The following is a 21,064-nucleotide window of genomic DNA, read 5'->3' as shown; positions in this document are numbered from 1 at the left end:
CTCTCTCAAAGCCATTGGTGCTGCAGCAAGGCGGCAAAAGAGGGAATCCCGATGAGCTGACATCAGTCAGTGATTCGGGTGACCGAAAGCGGCTAACGCAGCTGCGGTGCCAAGGTCGAAGGCATTACGCTGAGGGTTGAGCCGAGCAACAGCCGTCTCTAAGCTCTCTCAAAGCCATTGGTGCTGCAGCAAGGCAGCAAAAGAGGGAATCCCGATGAGCTGACATCAGTCAGTGATTCGGGTGACCGAAAGCGGCTAACGCAGCTGCGGTGCCAAGGTCGAAGAGAGATTGTCGATAATTGGGCAGGCGGCGCCCTCATCTCCCGGACAGGACTCAGCCAGCGCCAGCAGCCGCTGGCGCATCTCGGTTAACTCTTCAATATGTCGGCCAATCTCTGCGGCTTTCTCAAGCGTTCGCGCTTTCACATCGGCACTGTGGCGGTCGGGATTGTGGAACAGCGCCACTAACTCCTGACACTCATCCAGAGTGAAACCCACCTGCCGCGCCTGACGCAGTAGCGTAAGCTCCTCAATATGCTTTTGCGCGTAAGTACGATAGCCGTTATCACTGCGCATCGGCGCCGTCACCAGCCCCTTCTCTTCGTAGAAGCGAATCGCTTTGCTGGTCAAACCGGTTTTCTTTGCCACATCGCTGATATTCATTTTGCCCCCTTGACCTTCACCTTGCTGGAAGGTTTATCCTACCCCTGAATCGATTAAAGGCCAACCAACAGTATCCAGAGGAACACAATATGACTACTACCGTTTTACACCTTGAAGGTTTGACCTGCGGACACTGCGTGGCGTCTACGCGCAAAGCACTGGAAGCCGTGTCAGGCACCACCAAAGTGGACGTTGAGTTGAACAAAGCCGTGGTTGAAGGCTCTGCGCCAACCCAAGAGCTGATCGACGCTGTCGAAGAAGCGGGCTATCAGGCGACAGTCGCTTAACGTCCTGCGCCATCGCCGCTGGTAACTCTGCCCGCGGCGATAAACGTGACTTTTCATGCTTTTAATTCGCCTTCCCCCCGAAAATCAAGACTTTCCCCCTGTTCGCTACGTCAGCGACGCGCTAGCATGCCCCTTCACCCTTGCAAGGAGACAACGCCATATGGGCCATATCTTTTACCAGCTTGCCCGCTGGCTCGGTCTGCTTTCTCCCGCGGAATATCACTATCCGGCGATGGATATCCAGCTTCCCGGCGACCGTCATTTGCACCTGGTTGGCAGCATCCACATGGGCACCATGAATATGCAGCCCCTGCCAGATATCTTGCTGAAACGGCTGTCGCAGGCCGACGCGTTGGTTGTCGAAGCCGACATCAGCGAGGCGGAATCGCCTTTCGGCATCGCGGAAGATCTCTCGCCACTTAGCGAGAGGCTGACTGAGCAGCAATATTTGCAGGTGGAGAGACTCTGCGAGGAGTTGGGGACATCTATCTATAGCCTGAATCACCTGCCCTGCTGGCAGGTCGCGCTGATGCTACAAGCCGGTCAGGCCCAGCGCCTTGGGCTGCGCGGCGAATACGGCATTGACTATCAGCTATTGAAAGCCGCACGGCGCGAGCAGAAGAAAATCATCGAGCTGGAAGGCCCGCAGGAGCAGCTCACCCTGCTTCAGCAACTGCCGGACGACGGCCGTTCGCTGCTGGAAGACACCCTGACTCACTGGCACACCAACGCGCGGCTGCTGCAAACCATGATCAGCTGGTGGCTGGAATCCCAGCCCAGCCAAAGCATGGAGCCGCTGCCCAACACCTTCAGCAATGACCTGTACGACGTGCTGATGAATCAACGCAACCTGCGCTGGAAGCAGCAACTCAACGCCCTGCCGCCCGGTAAATACGTGGTCGCCGTCGGCGCGCTGCATCTGTATGGCGAAGGCAACCTGCCGGATATGCTGACAGCGGATCGGCGCTGAGTCGGGTTTGTGCCTAAACAAGAACAAAACTCGAGATCCTCAAAATCATTCGAGTCAGATCAAGGCGGCAACTGAGCGAGTCTCTGGGAGCTTACACAAGTAAGTGTCTAGGGCGAGCGAAGGAAGCCAACGCAGAGCTGGCTTAAAGGATAAAGAGGATCAAAAAAGTGGCCAATATCGCTATTGGCCAGTCAAAGAGGAATTTCATTTTATTAGTTATAGCTTCAGCATTTGTCTCTTGCGGGACAGAACACTGGCAGTAGTAGGTTAGCAATCTGTATTGGGTCTTGGCAACAGACATTCGCTAGACTAATATTTAACATTCGTTCAAGAAATACTCTTTATGCTTTACAATCAAAAGATTGAGCAGAGTTATTATTTTTCCGCTAATTAAGTCATCGTGAACGTCTGAGGCTGTTTTGCCCCTATAGACCCGGTGACTTTTTTTATTGGGATCTTTTGTCGGGGAAGGTTATGACGCCAGCAGTCAAATTATTGGAAAAAAACCAGGTGGCTTTTACTCTCCACCCTTATGAACACAGCAGCGATGAAACTCATTTCGGCGACGAAGCCGTGCAGAAGCTCGGGCTGGATGCTAATCAGGTCTACAAAACCCTGTTGGTTTCTCTCAACGGTGACGCAAAAAACCTCGCCGTGGCCGTCACGCCAGTCGCCTCGCTGCTAGACCTCAAGAAAGTCGCCAAAGCCCTTGGCGCGAAGAAGGCCGATATGGCTGACCCGCAAATTGCCCAGCGCGTGACCGGATATCTGGTCGGCGGAATCAGCCCTCTGGGGCAGAAAAAGCTGCTGCCCACGGTTATCGATAGCCCGGCGCAAAACTTTGCCACCATTTTTGTCTCTGGAGGTAAACGCGGGCTTGATATTGAACTGGCTGCGGGCGATCTTTGTACCCTGCTGCGCGGAAAATTTGCCGACATCGCTAAAGTTGACTGACCCCTTCCGCTACTTACTACAAGAATAAAGGCTTAGATAGAGATGACCGACCGTACCGACCTCCCTACCCAACCCGTAGCCAGCGCCGCCAAGCGCACGGCCTTCGGGATACTCGGCGCAATCAGCGTTTCCCACCTGCTCAATGACATGATCCAGTCGCTGATTTTGGCGATTTATCCGCTGCTGCAAAACGAGTTCTCACTCAGCTTTACCCAGATAGGCATGATTACCCTGACTTATCAGATAACTGCCTCGCTGCTGCAACCTATTATTGGTTATTACACGGATAAGCATCCGCAGCCTTACTCGCTGCCGATTGGCATGGGCTTTACCCTCTCCGGCCTGCTGCTGCTCGCCGTGGCGCAGACCTTCCCGCTGGTACTGTTAGCCGCCGCGCTGGTCGGTACTGGCTCATCGGTGTTCCACCCAGAGTCCTCTCGCGTGGCGCGTATGGCCTCCGGTGGCCGTCACGGTCTGGCACAGTCGGTGTTTCAGGTGGGGGGCAACTTGGGAAGCTCGCTCGGGCCATTGCTGGCTGCGCTGATCATCGCGCCTTATGGTAAAGGCAACGTCGCTTGGTTCTCACTGGCGGCCCTGCTGGGTATCGTGGTGCTGCTGCAAATCAGTAAGTGGTATCGCCAACAGCAGCAGATCATCAAGAAGCGCGGCCCCGTGGCGGGCAATATCACCGTGCTGCCGCGCCGCACGGTGGCGATGTCGATGGGTATCCTGCTGGTGCTGGTGTTCTCCAAATACTTCTACCTGACCAGCCTGAGCAGCTACTACACCTTCTATTTGATCCACAAATTTGGCGTGTCGATCCAAAGCGCGCAGATCCACCTGTTCGTGTTCCTGTTTGCCGTGGCGGCGGGCACCATCATTGGCGGGCCGATTGGCGATAAGATTGGGCGTAAATACGTAATTTGGGCTTCGATCCTCGGCGTTGCGCCCTTCACCCTGCTGCTGCCTCACGCCAACCTGATGTGGACCAGCATTCTCAGCGTGATCATCGGCGTGGTATTGGCTTCGGCGTTCTCGGCAATTTTGGTGTTTGCGCAGGAGTTGATTCCGGGCAAAGTCGGCATGGTTTCTGGCCTGTTCTTTGGTTTGGCCTTCGGCATGGGCGGCCTTGGGGCGGCGGTGCTGGGCTACGTTGCCGACCGCACCAGCATCGAACTGGTGTATCAGATTTGCGCCTTCCTGCCGCTATTGGGGATTCTCACCGCATTCTTACCGAATATTGAACAAAAGCAGTCCTAAACTTCTGCCTTTATGCTGCCGATACTCCGTTATCGGCAGCACACTCACCTTGCCCACTGAAACATCGCTGTCCAAAACCCTGTGAAATGTCACTTTCATCTCGATTTACATCAAAATCGTTATTTTTTGACATTCAAGGCACATTTTTTTACACATCGGTCGCCGATATGCCATAAAATCATTAACACTCTCTTACACTTTGCACTGACGCATAACTAGAAGGAGTATGGATGCACAACTCTACGCCCTTGATAACCACCATCGTCGGCGGTTTGGTACTGGCCTTCCTGTTCGGGATGCTCGCCAATCGCCTTAAAATTTCCCCTCTTGTCGGCTATCTTGCCGCTGGCGTGCTTGCTGGCCCTTTTACTCCGGGCTTTGTCGCCGATACTTCTCTTGCTCCTGAGCTGGCGGAAATTGGCGTCATCCTTCTGATGTTCGGCGTAGGTTTACACTTCTCTCTCAAAGACTTATTGGCAGTAAAATCCATCGCTATACCCGGCGCAGTGCTGCAAATCGCGGTCGCGACGCTGCTGGGTATCGGCCTGTCACGCCTGCTGGACTGGGACTTGGCTGCCGGTCTGGTCTTCGGCCTCTGTCTTTCCACCGCCAGTACCGTGGTGCTGCTGCGGGCGCTGGAAGAAAGGCAACTGATTGACAGCCAGCGCGGGCAAATTGCCATAGGCTGGCTGATAGTCGAAGACTTAGTGATGGTGCTGACGCTGGTTTTACTGCCCGCCTTTAGCAGCATGATGGAGAGTGAGCATTCAAGCTTTGGCGCGCTGGGTATGGAACTGGCGATAACCATCGGCAAAGTGATCGCCTTTATGGTGCTAATGATGGTGGTCGGCCGCCGCCTGGTGCCGTGGATCCTCGCCCGCACCGCCAGTACCGGCTCGCGTGAGCTGTTTACGCTGGCGGTTCTGGCGCTGGCGCTGGGCATTGCTTATGGCGCGGTGGAGCTGTTCGACGTCTCCTTTGCGCTGGGTGCGTTCTTCGCGGGCATGGTGCTAAACGAGTCCGAACTGAGCCAACGCGCGGCGCACGACACCCTGCCGCTGCGCGACGCCTTCGCGGTGCTGTTCTTTGTCTCTGTCGGCATGCTGTTCGACCCGCTGATCATCATCCGCGAGCCTCTGGCGGTGCTGGCGACGCTGGGCATTATCGTCTTCGGTAAATCGATCGCCGCCTTCCTGCTGGTGAAAACCTTCGGCCACTCGCGGCGCACCGCGCTGACCATTTCCGTCAGTCTGGCGCAGATTGGCGAGTTCGCCTTTATCCTCGCGGGTCTGGGTATCACGCTCGGCATGCTGTCTGAGCATGGCCGCAATCTGGTGCTGGCGGGCGCGATCCTGTCGATTATGCTTAACCCGCTGTTGTTCACTTTGCTGGAGAAATATCTGGCGAAGACCGAAACCATCGACGATCAGAGCGTGGAAGAAGCTGTCGAAGACGAGAAGCAGATCCCATTCGACCTGTGCAATCACGCCCTGCTGGTGGGCTATGGTCGCGTGGGTAGCCTGCTGGGCGAGAAGCTACAGGCCGCGGGCATTCCACTGGTGGTAATTGAGAACTCCCGGCCACGGGTCGAAGCGCTGCGCGAGCAAGGTATCAGCACGGTGCTGGGTAACGCCGCCAATCAGGAAGTGATGGACTTGGCCCGTTTGGACTGCGCCCGCTGGCTGCTGGTGACTATTCCCAATGGTTATGAGGCCGGTGAGATTGTCGCCTCGGCAAGAACCAAACGCCCGAATATCGAGATCATCGCCCGCGCGCACTATGACGACGAAGTGCGTTACATCATGGAGCGCGGCGCAAACGAAGTGGTGATGGGTGAACGCGAAATCGCCAACAGCATGCTGAATATGCTGCATGTTGACGTAATGAAAGAAGACGAAAAGCGGCCTTACTGCCCGATTTAATGCCTTTTCGACTAGCAAAAAGCCTCCCATATGGGAGGCTTTTTTATTTCACTCAGCGATAAACCACCACCTGAAACCCTTCGTCTTCAGTCGGCGGGACAAAGTGGCTGGTGATGAAATCAAACTGCTGGTCGGTGGCGGCGAAGTAATGCTCTCCGGCCTGATTGCGGGCGCGGAGGCGGGCTTTACACACCTCGTCGGGCACGTCGAGATAGTGCAGCTGGTTGTCAGCGCCGGACGCCTCGACAATCCCCTTCATCCATTGGCGGTTTGCTAGCGTATTGGCCGGGAAGTCGAGTACCACTGATATACCGGCTTGCAGCAAGGCAATCAGGTGCGGAGCCATGGCTTCTCGCAGCTTGGCCGAGCAGCGCACGTAATCCGCCACGCTATGCATCTCCTCGGCGTAAAGCCGCGCCAGCCACTGGTCTTCGCTAATAATCACCGTTAACGGGCGGGCAGCAAGCCGGGCAGACAGTGTAGATTTGCCGGAGGCAATTTTGCCGCAGAGCAGGTGAAGAGTGGGAGTTTCCGTGGCGGTCTGGGACATGCTTTCCTCGCTTTGCTGCTGGTGAATGAATCAAAAGAGTAGCACGCGCTGGGGCGAAGAGAGCTGAAAAATAAGGCCAGCAAGAGGGCTGGCCTTATTGAGTCAAATCAAGAGCTAAAGCTGCGAAAAGCCACCGTCGACTACCACTTCAGCCCCCAGCATGTAGCGAGATTCATCGCTGGCGAGGAACACCACCGCGTTGGCGATATCTTCGGCCTCCCCCAAGTGCCCGAGGGGAATTCGCGCCGCAATACGCTGTTTGCCAGCGTTGATTTCAGCCTCTGTGCCGCCGCTGCGCCCGTGGATGGGCGTATTCATCGCCCCCGGACTCACGGCGTTGACGCGAATTTTGCGCTCTAATAGCTCTGCCGACCAACTCCGCGCCAGCGATCGCACCGCCGCTTTGGAGGCCGAAAGCAGAGACAGGCCCGGCGTGCCGACCTGATTCAGCCACGAGGTGTTGAGAATTACCGACGCGCCCGGCTGCAACAGCGGCGAAATCGCCTGCATGGAGAAGAACACGCCCTTGACGTTGATATCCATCAGCTCGTCATAACGCGCCTCGCTGGTACTCGCCAGCGGCGAGCTGAAAGCCACACCGGCGTTGGCAAAAAACGCGTCCAGCCCGCCAAACTCAGCGGATACTTGGTCGTGGATACGGCGTAGATCCTCAGAAGCAAGCACGTCGGCCCGAATCGCCAACACGTCCCTTGCCAGCTCATCTTTAATCTGTTGCAGCTTCTCGGCGTCGCGCCCGGTGATCGCCACCCGTGCCCCTTCGCGCAGCATCAATTTGGCGGTGGCTAAGCCAATGCCGCTGGTGCCTCCGGTGATCAAAACGCGTTTATTTTTCAATCTCATACTGTGCTCCCTGAGTGGGTTGGTTTGATTGCGTGGTGAAAGTCGTGAAGCCCCGTGTCGCGGCGTCTATTGCCCCGGCGATATAACCCGGAAAGGCCGCCGACCACTCGCTAGCGATGCCCTGTAATCTCCCCTGCCAGGCGCCCTCGCAGATAAAAGCCTCAGGAATCGAATGGCTCTGATTCGCCGTCAGGTCCCCCGCCGTGGCGGTCAGCGGATCGTCGGCCCAGTCTTTGAAAAACTCAGCAACCGGATGCGCCGCCTGCTCGCCAAACAGCCTGACCAGCTGCGCGCGACAGAGGTCTTTTAGATTGCTTTCGCTGGTGGTCCAGCGCGTTTTCGCCGGTATTCCCAGAAAGCCGAACAGTGCCGCAGCCTGCTCTGACGCCGAGGCATCGTGAATCTCAGCCATAGGGCCGACGGCGCTGCGTGCTTCCCCTGACAGCCCTTGCTGCCGCCAAAAAGGTCGGGAGTAAACTGCCACGTATTTGGCATGCGGTGCCATCCAAGTGCCGGTATTGGCCCACTCTCGGGCGACGGATGCCGGCAGCGAGGGGCTGAAGTTAATTCCCGCCGCCAAGGCCGGTGGCAGTGCCAGAAACACCTGTTCGGCGCGAACCGACAGGCTTTCTCCGAGTGGCGTTTTGGCCGTCAGTTGTATTCCTTCGGCATTCACCTCTATTTGCGTGACAAGGTGGCTGAACAGCAGCTTGGCCGGATTGAGCCTGTGCTGAAGTTTTTCTACCAGTCGCCGCATTCCTCCCGCAATGCGCATGGAAGGCGGGGATGTAACGTAGCCGGGATGCCGCGAAATCAGCTGATGCAACGCACGATCCAGCAGCATGTCGCCCTGCTCTTCTTGCGCGATAAGCTCAATATCAAGCTGTTGTAAAAGCTGTGCCAACTGGGTCTGAAAGGCTGGCCAGACCCACGTAGCGCCGAGATCAAAACGCTGAGTTTCATTTGCGGCGTGCAGCGACTGAATGCGCCCACCGGCCTGATCGCGCCCTTCAATCAGCAGATAATCCACGCCCGCCTGCTCCAAAAGCGCGGCGGCATACAGTCCGCTCAGGCCGCCGCCAACAATGGCAACTTGCACCTGTCTCATTGCTTCACCGCCAATGTTTTCTGCCCGGGCAAATGGCCGGTTTTGATGTACAACAGCGCCCCTGCCTTGCCGGACACTAATTCAGGAAAGGTGCCAGCAGGAAGCCGCAGCCAACTGCCCGTGGAATAGGCGCTAGCGCCCTCTGTTATCTCTCCGCCCAGCACCAACAGCTCGGCCCCGGCCACCGGCTCACTGGCAAAAATCGGCTCTCCGGCGGCGAGGCTTTCCAGCCTCACCAGCTCATGCGCACTCTGGTACAGCGGGCAAATTTCACGGCCCTGCCGTTGCTGCCAGCGGCTTGCTTCCAAGGTATTGATGCGCACTCGCTGGGTTTCCTCGGCGGCCATCTGCCGCAGTTTGACGAAAATCGTCGCGCCCAATTTGCTGGAAGGCTGATGGGAAGAGCCCGGCGGATTACGCAGATACCAGCCCGCCGGATAGTGCTGCTCCCCTTCGGAAAACACGCCTTCCAGCACCAAAATCTCCTCGCCGTCAGGGTGCGAATGTGTGGGGAAATCTGAGCCCGCGTCATAGCGAACAATGCTGGTGGCCCGCGCCTGTTCTGCGCCAATGCGGTCTAGCATGACGCGGTGAACGCCGGACTGCGGCGAGCTTACCCACTCATATTTATCCGCCGTGACCAGCGCGCGCAGGGAGAGGTCGTGATTGACTAACATGATGCGTTTCCGATAAGAGAGCAGACCGGCGCGGCTAAGCGCCGGAAAAAATTATGCTTTTGGCAATGAGTCGAAGGCGTCCAGCACGTGGGCGGTGTAGGTCAGCGCCGCGCCGGTATTGAGGGAGATCGCCACGGCCAGCGCTTCGGCAATCTCTTCGCGCGTCGCGCCGTGTTTGGCGGCAGCTTTAACGTGAACGGAGATACAGCCGTCGCAGCGGGTGGTCACCGCCACCGCCAGCGCAATCAGCTCATGGATTTTCGGGTCCAAATGGCCAGTCGCGGAAGCGCCCGCATCCATCTTGACCAGCCCGCGCATAAATTCCGGCGTCAGCTTGGCGAACTCATTCACTTTCCCCAGCAGCTCATCGCGATGTTCATTCCAGTTCAGCAACATAGACAATCTCTTCTTCAATCAGGCGACGTGACCCATCACGCCCCTTTCGTCGCAGGCATTATTGAAATGTTAAGAGTGTTAAACAAATGAGATAAACTTGCCTTATGGCAAAGAAAAACTATCTTGCTGAAAAAGCCCAAAGCAGAGGATAGCCAGCCGTGCCTTGGCTATCCTCTGAAGAGAGAGTTAGGCGGGGGTGTTTGAGCTCGGTGAGTGCTGATATTCCAGCATCCAGTCATGGAAAATCTGCACTTCGGGGCGACTCAGCGCATGCTCCGACCGCACCATGTAATAGGACCACGTCAGTGGCCATTTAAATGATGGGTAGAGCTGAATCAGCTGGCCGCTATCAATGGATTGCTGCACCAGCGCGCGGCGCACGATAGCCACGCCGCGCCCGCCGAGCGCTGCCAGAATTACCGCCGAGGTAGAGTTGATATGCAGGCTATTCTGGCTCACATGGCCATAGCCGATGGTGTCCAGCACACCGCTCCACGACGGCATATTGGCGCCGGGATGCGGGGTGTCATCGTAGATAAGCTTTTGTTTATTCAGCCAATCGCAGTCGGCTTCTTGCCCGGCTTTTAAAATCAGCGGACTACAAACCACCACCGCCTCTTCATCCATGATCCAGGTCGCGTGCAGCCCCGGCCAGTTGCCCGGCCCGCAGCGAATGCCGATATCCGCCTCGCCGTGAGCCAAATCGATATGCTTATCTGAAACGTCGAGGCGCAGGTCGATATCCTCACGGTGTTCGGCAAACAGGTTCAGGCGCGACATCAGCCAGTTCATCACCAGCACCTGCGATGCGGTGACCACAATCACCGAGCGCGCGCGGCGACCGCGCAGCTTCTTCAAGCCGATTTCCAGCTTATCCAGCCCGTCGGTGATCTCTTTCAGCGCCTCTTGCGCCTCAGCTACTACCATCAGCCGCTTTTTGCCAGAACGCGTACGAGTCAGCAGCGGATGACCTACCCACTCCTCGAGCGAACGCACCAGCTGCCCAACCGCCGCGGGCGTCACGCCCAGCTCTTCCGCCGCCCCGGTAAAACTGCCGTGGCGTGCCGCCGCTTCAAAGGCGTGCAGCCATTTAAGTCTATTTAAGGAGCGCATCGCAAAATCACCTGCTGATTAGTCATGCCTTCATCCTAGCCCAGAAAACGGCTAACGACATAGATTTTCTTTGTCATCAGGCAATATCTTCTGATTCGTCAGCCTGCTCGCCCCGTGGCAATCTGGGTTCATCGCCGGGCAGCTGAATCTGACAGATGCCTTGTTAATAACTGATTGATAAATAAGAATTCGAGGTCAATATGTCAGCATCATTTGCAGGTAAAAAACTATTAGTCGTCGGCGGCACCAGCGGCATGGGTCTGGAAACGGCGCGCATTGTGTTAGAAAACGGCGGCAGCGTGGTGCTGGTGGGCAATCGTCAGGCCAAAGCAGAAGAAGCGCGCCAAGCCCTGTCATCCCTTGGTCCGGTATCCATTATCGTCGCCGATCTAATGAAAGAAGCCGGTATGAAGCACGTGATGGCGGAAATTAACCGCGACCATCGCGATATCAGCCTGTTAGTCAACGCCGCTGGCGTGTTCTTCCCGAAAGCCTTCGTCGAAAACGAAGAAGCCGACTATGACATGTATATGAACATCAACCGTGCGACCTTCTTCATCACTCGCGACGTGGCAAGAAACATGGTGGCAGCGGGCATCAAAGGCTCAATTGTGAACATCGGCTCCATGTGGGCGCAGCAGGCCATCGGCGCGACGCCATCCTCGGCCTATTCCATGGCAAAAGCGGGCCTGCACGCCCTGACCAAAAATCTGGCACTGGAGCTGGGTCAGAGCGGCATCCGCGTGAATGCCGTTTCGCCAGCCGTGGTTCACACGCCGATCTATGAAGGCTTTATTCCTAAAGAGGACGTGGGCGGCGTGATGAACAGCTTCGACAGCTTCCACCCAATCGGCCGCGTCGGTACGCCGCGCGATATCGCCGACACCGTGGCTTTCTTGCTGTCTGATAAAACGACGTGGGTTACCGGCGCCATCTGGGACATCGACGGCGGCGTGATGGCGGGACGTAACGCTTAAGGTTTAAATGCAAAAACGCGGCGAGCGCCGCGTTTTTTTTCTGCTTATTGACGCCTTAGCATCAACGTTCCCAATACGACTCCTCGAGGCTATCTTCGCGCTCCGGCAGGCCACGCGTCAGGCGCGGGGAGTGCTGGTTGAGGACCTGATAGCTTACGCGGTTGGCGTATTTACAGACCTGAGACAGTGAGGAGTAGGTCAGATAGTCGCGGGCGTGCTTGCTGGAGTTTGGCACGCTGGTGCGGTGGAAGCCGTTGGCGGCGATGTCGTGCAGCAGGGCAGACAGCGCGCCGTCTCCAGCACCGTTGGTGTTCATGATCTTCTCCGGCCCGCCCATGTATGGCGCGATGTGGGAGTAAATTTTCAGCGGGTTCTGGCAGCTGTCGCGGCGCATGGCGCGGCTGAATTCATACTGGTTGAACTCGGCAATGGCCCCCGGCAGCAGCGGGTGATTCGTCGCGCGTTTGTACTCTTCTTCGGTGTAGCTGGCCATAAACAGTCCGTTCGGACCGGCGGTGCAGAGCACCAGATCCACCCACTCCAGCGCCTTATCGGCCGCCATCAGCGGGTCTTTCAAGCCCGTTAGCGCAAAACCTTCATCTTCGTTCATCGCCAAAATAGAGACATTTTCAGCGATGAAGTCGCGCCACGCCTGCGGGTTCTCAGCAATCACAAACTGGGTACCCAGAGTCAGTACCACTGGCACCTGATACTTCTTGGCATAAGCGATAGCCTGCATCGTGGCTTCTGGCATAGGTTCGCCTTCGCTACTGCGCAGCAGGTAAGAAGTCAGCACCAGCGCCGAAGCACCGGCAATCACGTCTTCCGGCACGCTTTCCTGACGCAAATTGTTCATATGCCCAGGGCTAATCGCAAAGGTACGCTCGCCGCTGTCGCTGATCAGGGTAAAGCAGCGGCCAATGGCGCCATCCACACCTTGCAGGTAGTTCAGATCCACGCGGCTCGAGGTGTTGCACAGGTAGCGATAGGCGTAGCTGCCAATCTGCACGTGGCTGCACATCACGCCGAGCAGCACTGAGCGGTCATCGGCCAGCACCGAGTAGTTGTGCAAAGTGTTGCCGATGGTGCCACCGGCAAACTGATGGGTGATCAGCGCCTGACTCATTAACTCCTGATACAACGCCTCGGCGGTCGCATCGTCGATAACGCTGGACTCGCCGGCCTTCAGGCCATAACGGGTAACGAAGTCTTCGTCTACACGCGCTTCAATATCTACCATCGTCTGATCGATACCGACGATATAAGAAGCCCCTACTTCGCTGTCAGGCATCATGCTCTGCAACATTGAATCACGCAGTAAAGGATCGCGCGCGCTGACAGGGAAATAGTGTTTAGACTTACGTTTACCAGGAAATTTCATTGATGCTCTCTGTGGATCAAAAAACGTTAAAAATGTTGAGTCACTAACTGCTGAAGCAGATCGATATGCTCAGGCTGATCGTTAAGGGCGTCAATATAATGGAATTGCTCGCCGCCTGCGTGCATAAAGATCTCACGGTTCTCTTCTTTAATCTCTTCCAGCGTCTCCAGACAGTCTGCCGCAAAGCCTGGACACATGATCTGAATGTTCTTCACGCCCTGCGCCGGCAAGCCTTTCAGCGTCTCGTCGGTATAAGGCGTCAGCCATGGTTCACGGCCAAAGCGCGACTGGAAGGTCAGCATGATTTTTCCCGTCGGCAGGCCCAGTGCCTGAGTCAGCGCCTGAGTGGTGTCGCGGCAACGCTGTTCATAATCGTCGCCCAAGGCCACAAAGCGCTTCGGAATACCGTGGAAGGAGAGCATCAGGCGATCCGGCTCGCCGTGCTCGGCGAAGGAGCGCAAAACGGTGGTTTTCAGCGCGGAAATATAGGCCGGATGCTCGGCGTAGTCGCGAATAAAGCTCAGTGACGGCAGGCGGCGCTTCTCTTTTAACACGCGCGCTACGCCGTCAAATACCGCGGCGCTGGTGGAGCAGGAGTATTGCGGGTAAAGCGGCAGAACCACCATTTTGGTGACGCCCTGCTCCAGCAGTTTGTCGATGGCATCTTCCATGCTTGGCTTGCCATAGCTCATTGCCAGTTCTACCGGAGTGCCCGGCAGGCGCTCGGCCAGTGCCTTTTGTTGGCGGCGGCTAAACACCATCAGCGGCGAGCCCTCTTCCATCCACACGCCCTTATACAGTTTGGAGACGCGCGGAGATCGCAGAGGTAGGATCACGCCGTAAAGGATCGGCAGCCAAATCAAACGATTAGTATCAACAACCCGTGGATCACCTAAAAACTCAGCCAGATACTTTTTTACGGCCTGCGGCGTTGGTGCTTCGGGCGTACCGAGATTGACCAGTAACACACCGAATTTCGTCTGCATCATGCTGAATTTCCTAAATTATTACGGCTCTTGAGCCTGGGTGACTGGAAGCCAAAAATGCGGGCTTCGACTTAACTTTGCACATTGTAACCAAAAAGACGGGGAGCGGAACCGATAACAGCTAATGGCAGAAGTAATCAATACCATTCATTTGATGAATAAAAGTGCGGGAAGCAGAAATAACAAAAGCGACCGGAGTCGCTTTTGTTGCTTCTATTATTTACGACAACGACATTAACCGAGGATAGAAGCCAGCTCTTGGCGCACTTCGTCCACTTTCTGAGTACCGTCGATACGAACGTATTGAGTGTTGCCCGCTTCAGCTTCTTTGCTGTAGTAAGACACCAATGGCTCGGTCAGATCGTGATATTCAACCAGGCGCTTACGCACGGTTTCTTCCTGATCGTCCTTACGGGTGATTAACTCTTCGCCGGTCACATCATCTTTGTTTTCCACTTTTGGCGGATTGAATTTGATGTGATAAACGCGGCCTGAGCCTGGATGAACGCGGCGACCTACGATGCGATCAACGATCAGTTCGTCAGGTACGTCGAATTCCAGCACGTAGTCCACTTTGATCCCAGCGTCTTTCATGGCATCAGCCTGAGGGATGGTGCGTGGGAAGCCGTCGAGCAAGAAACCATTGCGGCAGTCTTCCTGCTGAATGCGTTCTTTAACCAGTGCAATCACCAATTCGTCGGTCACCAGTTTACCGGCATCCATGATTTCTTTTGCTTTCTTGCCGAGCTCACTTCCAGCTTTAACAGCTGCGCGCAACATGTCACCGGTAGAAATCTGCGGAATGCCATATTTCTCCATGATGAATTGCGCTTGAGTTCCTTTACCAGCGCCCGGAGCGCCCAGCAGAATGATACGCATTGCGTAAATCCCCTTGCATGTAATTTTTATTAAAACGTACAAAACGACCAACCATATCATTCTGCTCGCCCTTCCTCAAGGAACAGGCTGCGCGCAATCAAGGTTAAGCCAGCGCCTCCTGGCGTTTAATTCGCAAGGTCTGGGAGATAACGGCCAGCACAATAATGCACCCACCAACAACGGCTTGCAGCGTTGGGGCCTCATTAAGAAACAGGAAAATCCACAGCGGCGCGAGGGCGGTTTCGAGCAGTAAAAATAGTCCGGCGTTAACCGGAGAAACAAAGCGCGTGGAGAGAGAAATCAGCCCCATCGCCAGCGGCATAATCACCGCGCCTTCGACGAACAGCCACAGCCACTGCGAAACGCTGAGCAGCGGAACAGCGTGCAGCACGCCGCCGCCGGTGAAGCCCACCACGCAAACCGAGGCCAGCACGCCGCCGATTGAAGGCAAGCCCACGGTGCCGTTTTCCACTTTTGAAGCAAAGATAAAGGCTAGCGCCATAGACACCGCCGTCGCCAGCGCGAAGTAGTTGGCCAGCGGGTCATAGCCCGTCGCGCGGCCGGTCATCACGATAGCCACGCCGAGCATGCCCGCGATGGCGGCCATCAGCAGCGATTTATCAATTTTGGTGCCAAAGAACAGGCGCGAAATGATCGCGGAAACAAACGGCGTCGAGGAGATGATCACCAGCACGGTAGCGATGCTGCCGCGATTTAACGCATTAACGAAGCAGGCCGACGCGATACAGAAAAACAGCGTCGACAACGCGTTTTGACGGGTGATCCACGGCACGCCGAGCACCGAGCGGCTCTTCGGCCACAGCAGGTAAACCAGCACCACCAGCCCCCACATAAACAGGCCGCGCAGCATCACAATCATCCATGAGTTATCGATACTCATGAGTCGGATAAACACGGAATCGGTACTCAGAATTATGCCGCCGAGAATACCGATCAGGTTGCCGTTAACTGGGGTAGATTTACTCATTTTTGACTCCAAAGTCGGGCTAAATCGTCGATAACACTGCCGGTGCTATCCACTTGCTGAAAGCGATTGCCCCGCGCCCAGCGGGAAATACGCAAAGTTTGGGTATGCTCGAAATAGCTGCCATTGATCTGTTTGACCTTACGCAGCTGGTCTTCAGACAGCGTCGCCACGGGGAAGCAGGCGAAAGGCAGGCCAGACGCGCTGAGCGAGGTCAGGCGTAGGCCATTGGCCAGCGGCAGGTCGATTTTCTCGACGCTGGCCACGTTGTAAGGCTGCCAATCCGGGGCCTCCATCGCGGCAATGGCCTCCTGCAATGGCCGCTGAGAGACGGTTGATCCTTCGTACAGGCGCAGCTCGCTGCGGAACAAACAGCTGTAGTGCTCAGGGCGCACGGCAATCAGCGTCAGACCCACGGCCACCGACGCGTGTTTATGCAGCGGCGCGAGGAAAATCGAGCTGTTATTCACCAACTCATCATGCAGACCGGTGGCGAAACTGTGCGAACCGTCGACCACGGTTTTATGATTCAAACCATCAAGATCGTTAATGACCCCGGTATAAGGGTTAACGTGCGTGACCATGTTGACGCCGCTGTTTTGCCCCGGCGCGTCAATCGGCGCGGGTTTGGAGAACAGCAGTTCAATCGGCTGATAGTGGCGATGGGCGGCCAGATTCAGCGACATATTATGTTTATGCAGCAAGTGGGAGAGCATGGCTAAGCCCACACGCACCGACTGCACTAGAAAAATGTCATAATCGCCAAGACGATAGACCGTCGTCAGCTTGTCGCGCAGCACTTCCCGCAGCCGGTTTACTTCCCTGTAATAGTGATCACCGTGCTGTTGCTGCAAGGCGGGAGAGAGAGATGAAGGGTCCATCAGTCGATCAACTCACGCTGGTACAGTAACGGCAGGACGTTGTCGCGAAACACGGATCCCACTCCCACTTCGCAAGGCGGCTTGCGGTAATTCACCCAGGCGATTTCCGCGATCTCCGCGCTGGCGACGGGCTGCCCCACCACTTCCACCTGATAAACATGATTTTCAATCGCCACTTTTTCGAACTCCGCCACGCCGTGGAATAAGCCCAGCGGCGTGATTTTGGCTGTATCAACGTTAAGTTCTTCTTTTAACTCACGACGCAAACAGCTGATGTGGTCTTCTCCGGTCAGCGGCTTACCGCCGGGAGAGATAAAGATGTCAGTTCCGCGCTTGCGCGTTAGTAATAACGCGCGGTCACGGATGATCACTGCCGAACATTTGACGATAGTTTTCATCGGGTTGTCCTTCATTACGCCGCAGCGTGAGTCGCCGTTTTTAACCCCAGACTCAGGGTTTCACCGGAGAGGAATTTAATGATGTTGCGCGCCAGCGGCGTTTTCTCATTCAGATAAGCCAGAATGGTTTCGTCATTCGGCGTCGAGAAGCTGTCACCGAAAATACTCACCCCTTCCAGCGATTTAGTGGAAATACCTAATTGCAGCAGGCGATATTTCACGTCGTCAGAAGATTGAGCGAATTCATAAATTGGCGAGTGGTATTGAATGTCGTATTCATTCATCAGGTTGACCAAGAACTCTTTGGCAACCAGACGCTGCTCGGGGAATTCTTGCTGGTAGTGGGTAATACCGTCGTTAATCACGCTAATATCGTTGCGGCGGCAGAAATCCACTAAATGGGCGTGAATCGCTAATTTCTCGCCGAGTAACACCAGATTTTTACGATGACGCAAAATATCGCTTTCGATATTTTCAATGGCGATGGAGCGGAAAGTCCCGCTGATATCCTCGACGGTGTGTTCCACCACTAAATCGCCAAAGCGATTACGCAGTTCGTCTACACGGTGGGCGAGAATGCCGCGGTGCAGGGAGCAACCGCTGTTGGCAGAGTAAAGATGCACAGGGATACCCTGTAACATTAAATAACATGCGGCCAGCGTGCTATCGCGGCCACCTGTGAACATAACTAACTGCGTTCGTGGAGTCGTATTTGCTGTGGAAGCCGTTGTACCAGAAAGTGAGTTGTTCATAGTCATCCTTATTTTTTATACAGACTTAACCAGCGCGCAAGGCGCAGACTGGCGCACTTACTGAATTATCTTCAGTAGAATTACAGCGCCTGTTAGAGAGATGTGCTTCGGAACGAGGTTGAGACTAATGGGTTTTTTCGGCACAAGAAAATGATATAAACAGACAGTTGAGTTGAATTTTTCTAACAAGGTGTTGATATGGCAAACCTGCCTTCCCTGCGCGCCCTGCACTATTTCAAGCAGGCTGCGACCTTTGAAAGCTTCAGTCTGGCGGCGGAATCGCTGAACGTGACTCACAGCGCGGTGAGTCATCAAATTAAGAATTTAGAGGGCTGGCTGGGCACGCCGTTATTTAAACGCGCGGCGGGCCGGGTCTATTTAACCCGCGACGGTGAGAAATTAAAAAAATGCTGCGATCAGGTATTTGTCGAAATAGAAAATACCTGCCGTGACATTAAAGCCCGGCAGGAAAATAATTTAATTATCTCCTGCGCGCCAAGTTTTTTAGCCCAGTGGCTTATTCCGCGGATTAGCCGCTTTTCGGAACGTCATGAAAATATTGTCCTGACTTTCCAAACGCATACCGATGTTCAGCAAGTCCATGAACAGCGGACAGATATTCTAATTAAGAGTAATGAGAACCAGCTGACCAGCGATATTGAATCAACGCTGATCACCGTCGATTATATCGGCCCGGTCTGTTCGCCAAATTTCCGCCACCATTTTACTTATCAGACGGACTTCTCCACCCTGCCATTGCTGCACGCCGACACCAAAATTAATGCCTGGCAGGAGTGGGCTAAGAAAACCAATGCCAAAGGCGATTTTATTGCGGGCAAGCATTTCGACAACCTGACGCTGGCGATTCAGGCGGCAAAAAACGGGCTGGGGATCATCATGACGCCGCAGATTCTGGTGAAGAAGGAGCTACAGGATGGCACGGTGATCGCGCCGCTGGGCTTCGCCGAGGTGGATCGCGCCACCTATATGCTGGTGAAAAGCGATCGCAGCCATGAGCCGGAGATCACCGCATTTCGCGGCTGGTTGCTGGAAGAAGCCAGCGGAGGGTAAGCCGTTTTCCTGCTTTTAAGAGCAAAAAAAGCCCCGTCGCGATGACAGGGCTTTTTATGAGCATCTGAACCTTATGCTTGCAGCAGTTGGTTCATACGGCGGATAAACAGGTTTGGATCTTCCAGCGTGCCGCGCTCGGCAAACAGCGCCTGATCCAGCAGCAGTTCAACCCACTCGCTAAACTGCGCGTCATCGGCCACGTCGGAAGCACGTTTCACCAGCGCGTGGTCTGGGTTCAGCTCGAAGATGTATTTCACTTCTGGCGCTTCCTGACCGGCAGCGGCGAACAGCTTCGCCATCTGGGTAGTCATTTCATCAGCGCCGGTAGTGACAATCGCTGGCGTATCAGTCAGACGGTGGGTCAGACGCACTTCTTTCACACGGTCGCCCAGCAGGGTTTTCACGCGCTCAACGAACGGCTCCAGCGCCTTCTCAGCTTCTTTCTGCTCTTCGCTCTCTTCGTCAGCCAGCTTGTCCAACGTGTCGTCGGCCTTGCTCACGGATTGGAAGACTTTGCCATCAAACTCAGTCAGATAGCTCATCATCCACTCGTCGATACGATCGGACAGCAGCAGAACTTCGATGCCTTTCTTGCGGAACAGCTCAAGGTGCGGGCTGCTCTTCGCGGCGGCATAGCTGTCGGCGGTGATGTAGTAAATTTTGTCCTGACCTTCCACCATCTTGGCAACGTACTCTTCCAGAGAGAGAGTCTGGCTGGAGCTGTCGTTGCGGGTACTGGCGAATCGCAGCAGTTTGGCAATGGCTTCTTTGTTCGCGCCATCTTCTGCCGGGCCTTCTTTCAGCACCAGACCGAACTGTTGCCAGAATTGCAGGTACTTCTCGTTGTCGTCTTTCGCCAGTTTCTCCAGCATCTGCAATACGCGTTTGGTCAGCGCGCTGCGCAGGTTCTGGGTGATGCGGCTGTCTTGCAGGATTTCACGCGAGACGTTCAACGGCAGGTCGTTGGAATCTATCAGACCACGCACGAAACGCAGGTAGTTCGGCATGAACTGCTCGGCTTCGTCCATGATGAACACGCGCTGCACGTAAAGCTTCAGGCCGTGCTTGTGGTCGCGGTTCCACATGTCCCAAGGCGCTTGTGAAGGGATGTACAGCAGGCTGGTGTACTCCTGCTTACCTTCAACGCGGTTGTGGCTCCAGCTCAGCGGATCGCTGAAGTCATGGGAGATATGTTTGTAGAATTCGGTGTACTCTTCGTCGGTGACTTCCGATTTACCGCGGGTCCACAAGGCCTGCGCCTTGTTGATTTGCTCCCAGGTGACGGTGTCATCTTCTTCATTGCGGGTTTCAACTTCAACCGGCAAGGCGATATGGTCAGAGTATTTGCTGATAATCGAGCGCACGCGCCAATCGTCGAGGAACTCGTCCTGATCTTCGCGCAGGTGCAGAGTGATTTCGGTGCCGCGATCGGCTTTCTCGATATCCGCCAGGGTGTACTCGCCTTCACCAGCAGATTCCCAGAACACGCCCTCATCTTTGCTCGCGCCAGCAGCGCGGGTGCGCACGGTCACTTTGTCCGCCACGATAAACGCGGAGTAGAAACCTACGCCGAACTGGCCGATCAGCTGGCTGTCTTTCGCCTGCTCGGAACCGACGGATTGCAGGAAGGCTTTAGTACCTGATTTAGCGATAGTGCCGAGGTTGTCGATCACTTCGTCACGGGTCATCCCGATGCCGTTGTCGCTCAGGGTCAGGGTACGTTTTTCTTTATCGAACGCCAGACGCACGTGCAGTTCGCCATCACCCTCATAGAGTTCAGGCTTGGAGAGTGCGCGGAAACGCAGTTTGTCGGCGGCATCTGAGGCGTTGGAGATCAGCTCACGCAGGAAAATCTCTTTGTTGGAATATAAGGAGTGGATCATCAGATGCAGCAGCTGCTTAACTTCAGACTGGAAGCCGCGGGTTTCTTGTCCTTTCATACTCATCAAATTACCTCAGTTACGCTATTTGAATTGTCATTATGCTGGCAAGC

At 55.4% G+C, this 21,064-nt stretch carries 21 protein-coding genes and 1 pseudogene; 7 read left to right on the top strand and 15 right to left on the bottom strand.

Translation table 11 applies throughout. From position 1 onward, the window contains the following. Positions 1–255: 255 nt before the first annotated feature. The gene (cueR, locus tag ACT3RR_RS15360) at positions 256–663 is read right to left on the bottom strand and encodes a Cu(I)-responsive transcriptional regulator (protein WP_496200612.1); all 408 of its coding nucleotides are present in this window, start codon (positions 661–663) and stop codon (positions 256–258) included. 89 nt (positions 664–752) lie between these two features. On the opposite strand from cueR, the pseudogene ACT3RR_RS15355 reads away from it, so the two are divergent. The 5 genes and pseudogenes from ACT3RR_RS15355 to ybaL form a co-directional block, all read left to right on the top strand. Further along, positions 753–941 (top strand): annotated as a pseudogene (locus ACT3RR_RS15355) (cation transporter); the annotation flags it as partial. Between the two features lie 169 nt (positions 942–1,110). Then, positions 1,111–1,920 (top strand): TraB/GumN family protein, encoded by an 810-nt coding sequence (locus tag ACT3RR_RS15350; protein WP_353503024.1) that lies wholly within the window; start codon positions 1,111–1,113, stop codon positions 1,918–1,920. A gap of 474 nt (positions 1,921–2,394) precedes the next feature. Then, the gene (gene ybaK / locus ACT3RR_RS15345; protein ID WP_496200611.1) at positions 2,395–2,874 is read left to right on the top strand and encodes a Cys-tRNA(Pro)/Cys-tRNA(Cys) deacylase YbaK; all 480 of its coding nucleotides are present in this window, start codon (positions 2,395–2,397) and stop codon (positions 2,872–2,874) included. Positions 2,875–2,916: 42 nt separating this feature from the next. Further along, the gene (locus ACT3RR_RS15340; protein WP_034792287.1) at positions 2,917–4,134 is read left to right on the top strand and encodes an MFS transporter; all 1,218 of its coding nucleotides are present in this window, start codon (positions 2,917–2,919) and stop codon (positions 4,132–4,134) included. Positions 4,135–4,364: 230 nt separating this feature from the next. After that, the gene (gene ybaL, locus ACT3RR_RS15335; RefSeq protein WP_353503027.1) at positions 4,365–6,056 is read left to right on the top strand and encodes a YbaL family putative K(+) efflux transporter; all 1,692 of its coding nucleotides are present in this window, start codon (positions 4,365–4,367) and stop codon (positions 6,054–6,056) included. A gap of 52 nt (positions 6,057–6,108) precedes the next feature. Here ybaL and ACT3RR_RS15330 read toward each other — a convergent pair whose 3' ends face one another. The 6 genes from ACT3RR_RS15330 to ACT3RR_RS15305 all read right to left on the bottom strand — a co-directional run bounded on the left by ACT3RR_RS15330 (position 6,109) and on the right by ACT3RR_RS15305 (position 10,761). Further along, positions 6,109–6,606 carry an AAA family ATPase gene (locus ACT3RR_RS15330; protein ID WP_496200610.1) on the bottom strand — a complete coding sequence of 166 codons (498 nt, stop codon included), beginning with the start codon at positions 6,604–6,606 and terminating at the stop codon, positions 6,109–6,111. 114 nt (positions 6,607–6,720) lie between these two features. Next, a complete protein-coding gene (locus ACT3RR_RS15325; protein ID WP_496200609.1) occupies positions 6,721–7,467 on the bottom strand; it encodes an SDR family oxidoreductase in 747 nt (248 codons plus the stop codon). Further along, positions 7,451–8,575, bottom strand: coding sequence for a flavin monoamine oxidase family protein (locus ACT3RR_RS15320; protein WP_496200608.1), 1,125 nt, complete (start codon positions 8,573–8,575; stop codon positions 7,451–7,453). Before ACT3RR_RS15320 ends, ACT3RR_RS15325 begins: the two co-directional genes overlap by 17 nt. Next, positions 8,572–9,252, bottom strand: coding sequence for a cupin domain-containing protein (locus tag ACT3RR_RS15315; protein ID WP_496200607.1), 681 nt, complete (start codon positions 9,250–9,252; stop codon positions 8,572–8,574). Before ACT3RR_RS15315 ends, ACT3RR_RS15320 begins: the two co-directional genes overlap by 4 nt. A gap of 51 nt (positions 9,253–9,303) precedes the next feature. Further along, on the bottom strand, positions 9,304–9,648 hold the full coding sequence (locus ACT3RR_RS15310; RefSeq protein WP_034792297.1) for a carboxymuconolactone decarboxylase family protein: 345 nt from the start codon (positions 9,646–9,648) through the stop codon (positions 9,304–9,306). 186 nt (positions 9,649–9,834) lie between these two features. Further along, a complete protein-coding gene (locus tag ACT3RR_RS15305) occupies positions 9,835–10,761 on the bottom strand; it encodes a LysR substrate-binding domain-containing protein (RefSeq protein ID WP_496200606.1) in 927 nt (308 codons plus the stop codon). A gap of 200 nt (positions 10,762–10,961) precedes the next feature. On the opposite strand from ACT3RR_RS15305, the gene ACT3RR_RS15300 reads away from it, so the two are divergent. Then, positions 10,962–11,738: an SDR family NAD(P)-dependent oxidoreductase gene (locus tag ACT3RR_RS15300; protein WP_034792301.1), complete on the top strand. Its 777-nt coding sequence runs from the start codon at positions 10,962–10,964 to the stop codon at positions 11,736–11,738. Positions 11,739–11,799: 61 nt separating this feature from the next. On the opposite strand, the gene ACT3RR_RS15295 is transcribed toward ACT3RR_RS15300, so the two are convergent. From ACT3RR_RS15295 to ACT3RR_RS15265, 7 genes are all read right to left on the bottom strand, one after another. Continuing rightward, positions 11,800–13,119, bottom strand: a complete 1,320-nt coding sequence (locus ACT3RR_RS15295; protein WP_496200605.1) for an inosine/guanosine kinase — start codon at positions 13,117–13,119, stop codon at positions 11,800–11,802. Between the two features lie 26 nt (positions 13,120–13,145). Beyond that, positions 13,146–14,108: a ferrochelatase gene (gene hemH, locus ACT3RR_RS15290; protein WP_486031296.1), complete on the bottom strand. Its 963-nt coding sequence runs from the start codon at positions 14,106–14,108 to the stop codon at positions 13,146–13,148. A 231-nt stretch (positions 14,109–14,339) separates the two neighbouring features. Next, positions 14,340–14,984: an adenylate kinase gene (gene adk, locus ACT3RR_RS15285; RefSeq protein ID WP_353503037.1), complete on the bottom strand. Its 645-nt coding sequence runs from the start codon at positions 14,982–14,984 to the stop codon at positions 14,340–14,342. A 103-nt stretch (positions 14,985–15,087) separates the two neighbouring features. Continuing rightward, positions 15,088–15,972: a DMT family transporter gene (locus tag ACT3RR_RS15280; RefSeq protein ID WP_485903599.1), complete on the bottom strand. Its 885-nt coding sequence runs from the start codon at positions 15,970–15,972 to the stop codon at positions 15,088–15,090. Next, complete coding sequence (locus ACT3RR_RS15275) at positions 15,969–16,850, bottom strand: DUF6024 family protein (protein WP_496200604.1); 882 nt, start codon at positions 16,848–16,850, stop codon at positions 15,969–15,971. The genes ACT3RR_RS15280 and ACT3RR_RS15275 overlap by 4 nt, the downstream gene beginning before the upstream one ends. Continuing rightward, positions 16,850–17,248 (bottom strand): NUDIX hydrolase, encoded by a 399-nt coding sequence (locus ACT3RR_RS15270; RefSeq protein WP_100937457.1) that lies wholly within the window; start codon positions 17,246–17,248, stop codon positions 16,850–16,852. The genes ACT3RR_RS15275 and ACT3RR_RS15270 overlap by 1 nt, the downstream gene beginning before the upstream one ends. Positions 17,249–17,262: 14 nt before the next feature. Then, positions 17,263–17,934: a hypothetical protein gene (locus ACT3RR_RS15265; protein ID WP_034792312.1), complete on the bottom strand. Its 672-nt coding sequence runs from the start codon at positions 17,932–17,934 to the stop codon at positions 17,263–17,265. Between the two features lie 264 nt (positions 17,935–18,198). Between ACT3RR_RS15265 and ACT3RR_RS15260 the strand changes: the two genes are divergently transcribed. Continuing rightward, on the top strand, positions 18,199–19,071 hold the full coding sequence (locus ACT3RR_RS15260) for a LysR substrate-binding domain-containing protein (protein WP_496200603.1): 873 nt from the start codon (positions 18,199–18,201) through the stop codon (positions 19,069–19,071). A 71-nt stretch (positions 19,072–19,142) separates the two neighbouring features. Here the strand turns inward: ACT3RR_RS15260 and htpG are convergent, their stop codons facing one another. Further along, the gene (gene htpG / locus ACT3RR_RS15255; protein WP_353504014.1) at positions 19,143–21,011 is read right to left on the bottom strand and encodes a molecular chaperone HtpG; all 1,869 of its coding nucleotides are present in this window, start codon (positions 21,009–21,011) and stop codon (positions 19,143–19,145) included. Between the last annotated feature and the right edge of the window lie 53 nt (positions 21,012–21,064).

Origin of the sequence: Ewingella sp. AOP8-B2-18 (genome assembly GCF_052376015.1) — a bacterium.
Taxonomy (GTDB): domain Bacteria; phylum Pseudomonadota; class Gammaproteobacteria; order Enterobacterales; family Enterobacteriaceae; genus Ewingella; species Ewingella allii.
Note: the sequence above shows the minus strand (reverse complement) of the source record. Positions and strands in the feature narration are given on the sequence as shown.

Coding starts and splice junctions, on each gene's coding strand:
- cueR (WP_496200612.1), bottom strand. CDS start 663: ATGAATATCAGCGATGTGGCAAAGAAAACCGGTTTGACCAGCAAAGCG.
- ACT3RR_RS15350 (WP_353503024.1), top strand. CDS start 1,111: ATGGGCCATATCTTTTACCAGCTTGCCCGCTGGCTCGGTCTGCTTTCT.
- ybaK (WP_496200611.1), top strand. CDS start 2,395: ATGACGCCAGCAGTCAAATTATTGGAAAAAAACCAGGTGGCTTTTACT.
- ACT3RR_RS15340 (WP_034792287.1), top strand. CDS start 2,917: ATGACCGACCGTACCGACCTCCCTACCCAACCCGTAGCCAGCGCCGCC.
- ybaL (WP_353503027.1), top strand. CDS start 4,365: ATGCACAACTCTACGCCCTTGATAACCACCATCGTCGGCGGTTTGGTA.
- ACT3RR_RS15330 (WP_496200610.1), bottom strand. CDS start 6,606: ATGTCCCAGACCGCCACGGAAACTCCCACTCTTCACCTGCTCTGCGGC.
- ACT3RR_RS15325 (WP_496200609.1), bottom strand. CDS start 7,467: ATGAGATTGAAAAATAAACGCGTTTTGATCACCGGAGGCACCAGCGGC.
- ACT3RR_RS15320 (WP_496200608.1), bottom strand. CDS start 8,575: ATGAGACAGGTGCAAGTTGCCATTGTTGGCGGCGGCCTGAGCGGACTG.
- ACT3RR_RS15315 (WP_496200607.1), bottom strand. CDS start 9,252: ATGTTAGTCAATCACGACCTCTCCCTGCGCGCGCTGGTCACGGCGGAT.
- ACT3RR_RS15310 (WP_034792297.1), bottom strand. CDS start 9,648: ATGTTGCTGAACTGGAATGAACATCGCGATGAGCTGCTGGGGAAAGTG.
- ACT3RR_RS15305 (WP_496200606.1), bottom strand. CDS start 10,761: ATGCGCTCCTTAAATAGACTTAAATGGCTGCACGCCTTTGAAGCGGCG.
- ACT3RR_RS15300 (WP_034792301.1), top strand. CDS start 10,962: ATGTCAGCATCATTTGCAGGTAAAAAACTATTAGTCGTCGGCGGCACC.
- ACT3RR_RS15295 (WP_496200605.1), bottom strand. CDS start 13,119: ATGAAATTTCCTGGTAAACGTAAGTCTAAACACTATTTCCCTGTCAGC.
- hemH (WP_486031296.1), bottom strand. CDS start 14,108: ATGATGCAGACGAAATTCGGTGTGTTACTGGTCAATCTCGGTACGCCC.
- adk (WP_353503037.1), bottom strand. CDS start 14,984: ATGCGTATCATTCTGCTGGGCGCTCCGGGCGCTGGTAAAGGAACTCAA.
- ACT3RR_RS15280 (WP_485903599.1), bottom strand. CDS start 15,972: ATGAGTAAATCTACCCCAGTTAACGGCAACCTGATCGGTATTCTCGGC.
- ACT3RR_RS15275 (WP_496200604.1), bottom strand. CDS start 16,850: ATGGACCCTTCATCTCTCTCTCCCGCCTTGCAGCAACAGCACGGTGAT.
- ACT3RR_RS15270 (WP_100937457.1), bottom strand. CDS start 17,248: ATGAAAACTATCGTCAAATGTTCGGCAGTGATCATCCGTGACCGCGCG.
- ACT3RR_RS15265 (WP_034792312.1), bottom strand. CDS start 17,934: ATGTTCACAGGTGGCCGCGATAGCACGCTGGCCGCATGTTATTTAATG.
- ACT3RR_RS15260 (WP_496200603.1), top strand. CDS start 18,199: ATGGCAAACCTGCCTTCCCTGCGCGCCCTGCACTATTTCAAGCAGGCT.
- htpG (WP_353504014.1), bottom strand. CDS start 21,011: ATGAAAGGACAAGAAACCCGCGGCTTCCAGTCTGAAGTTAAGCAGCTG.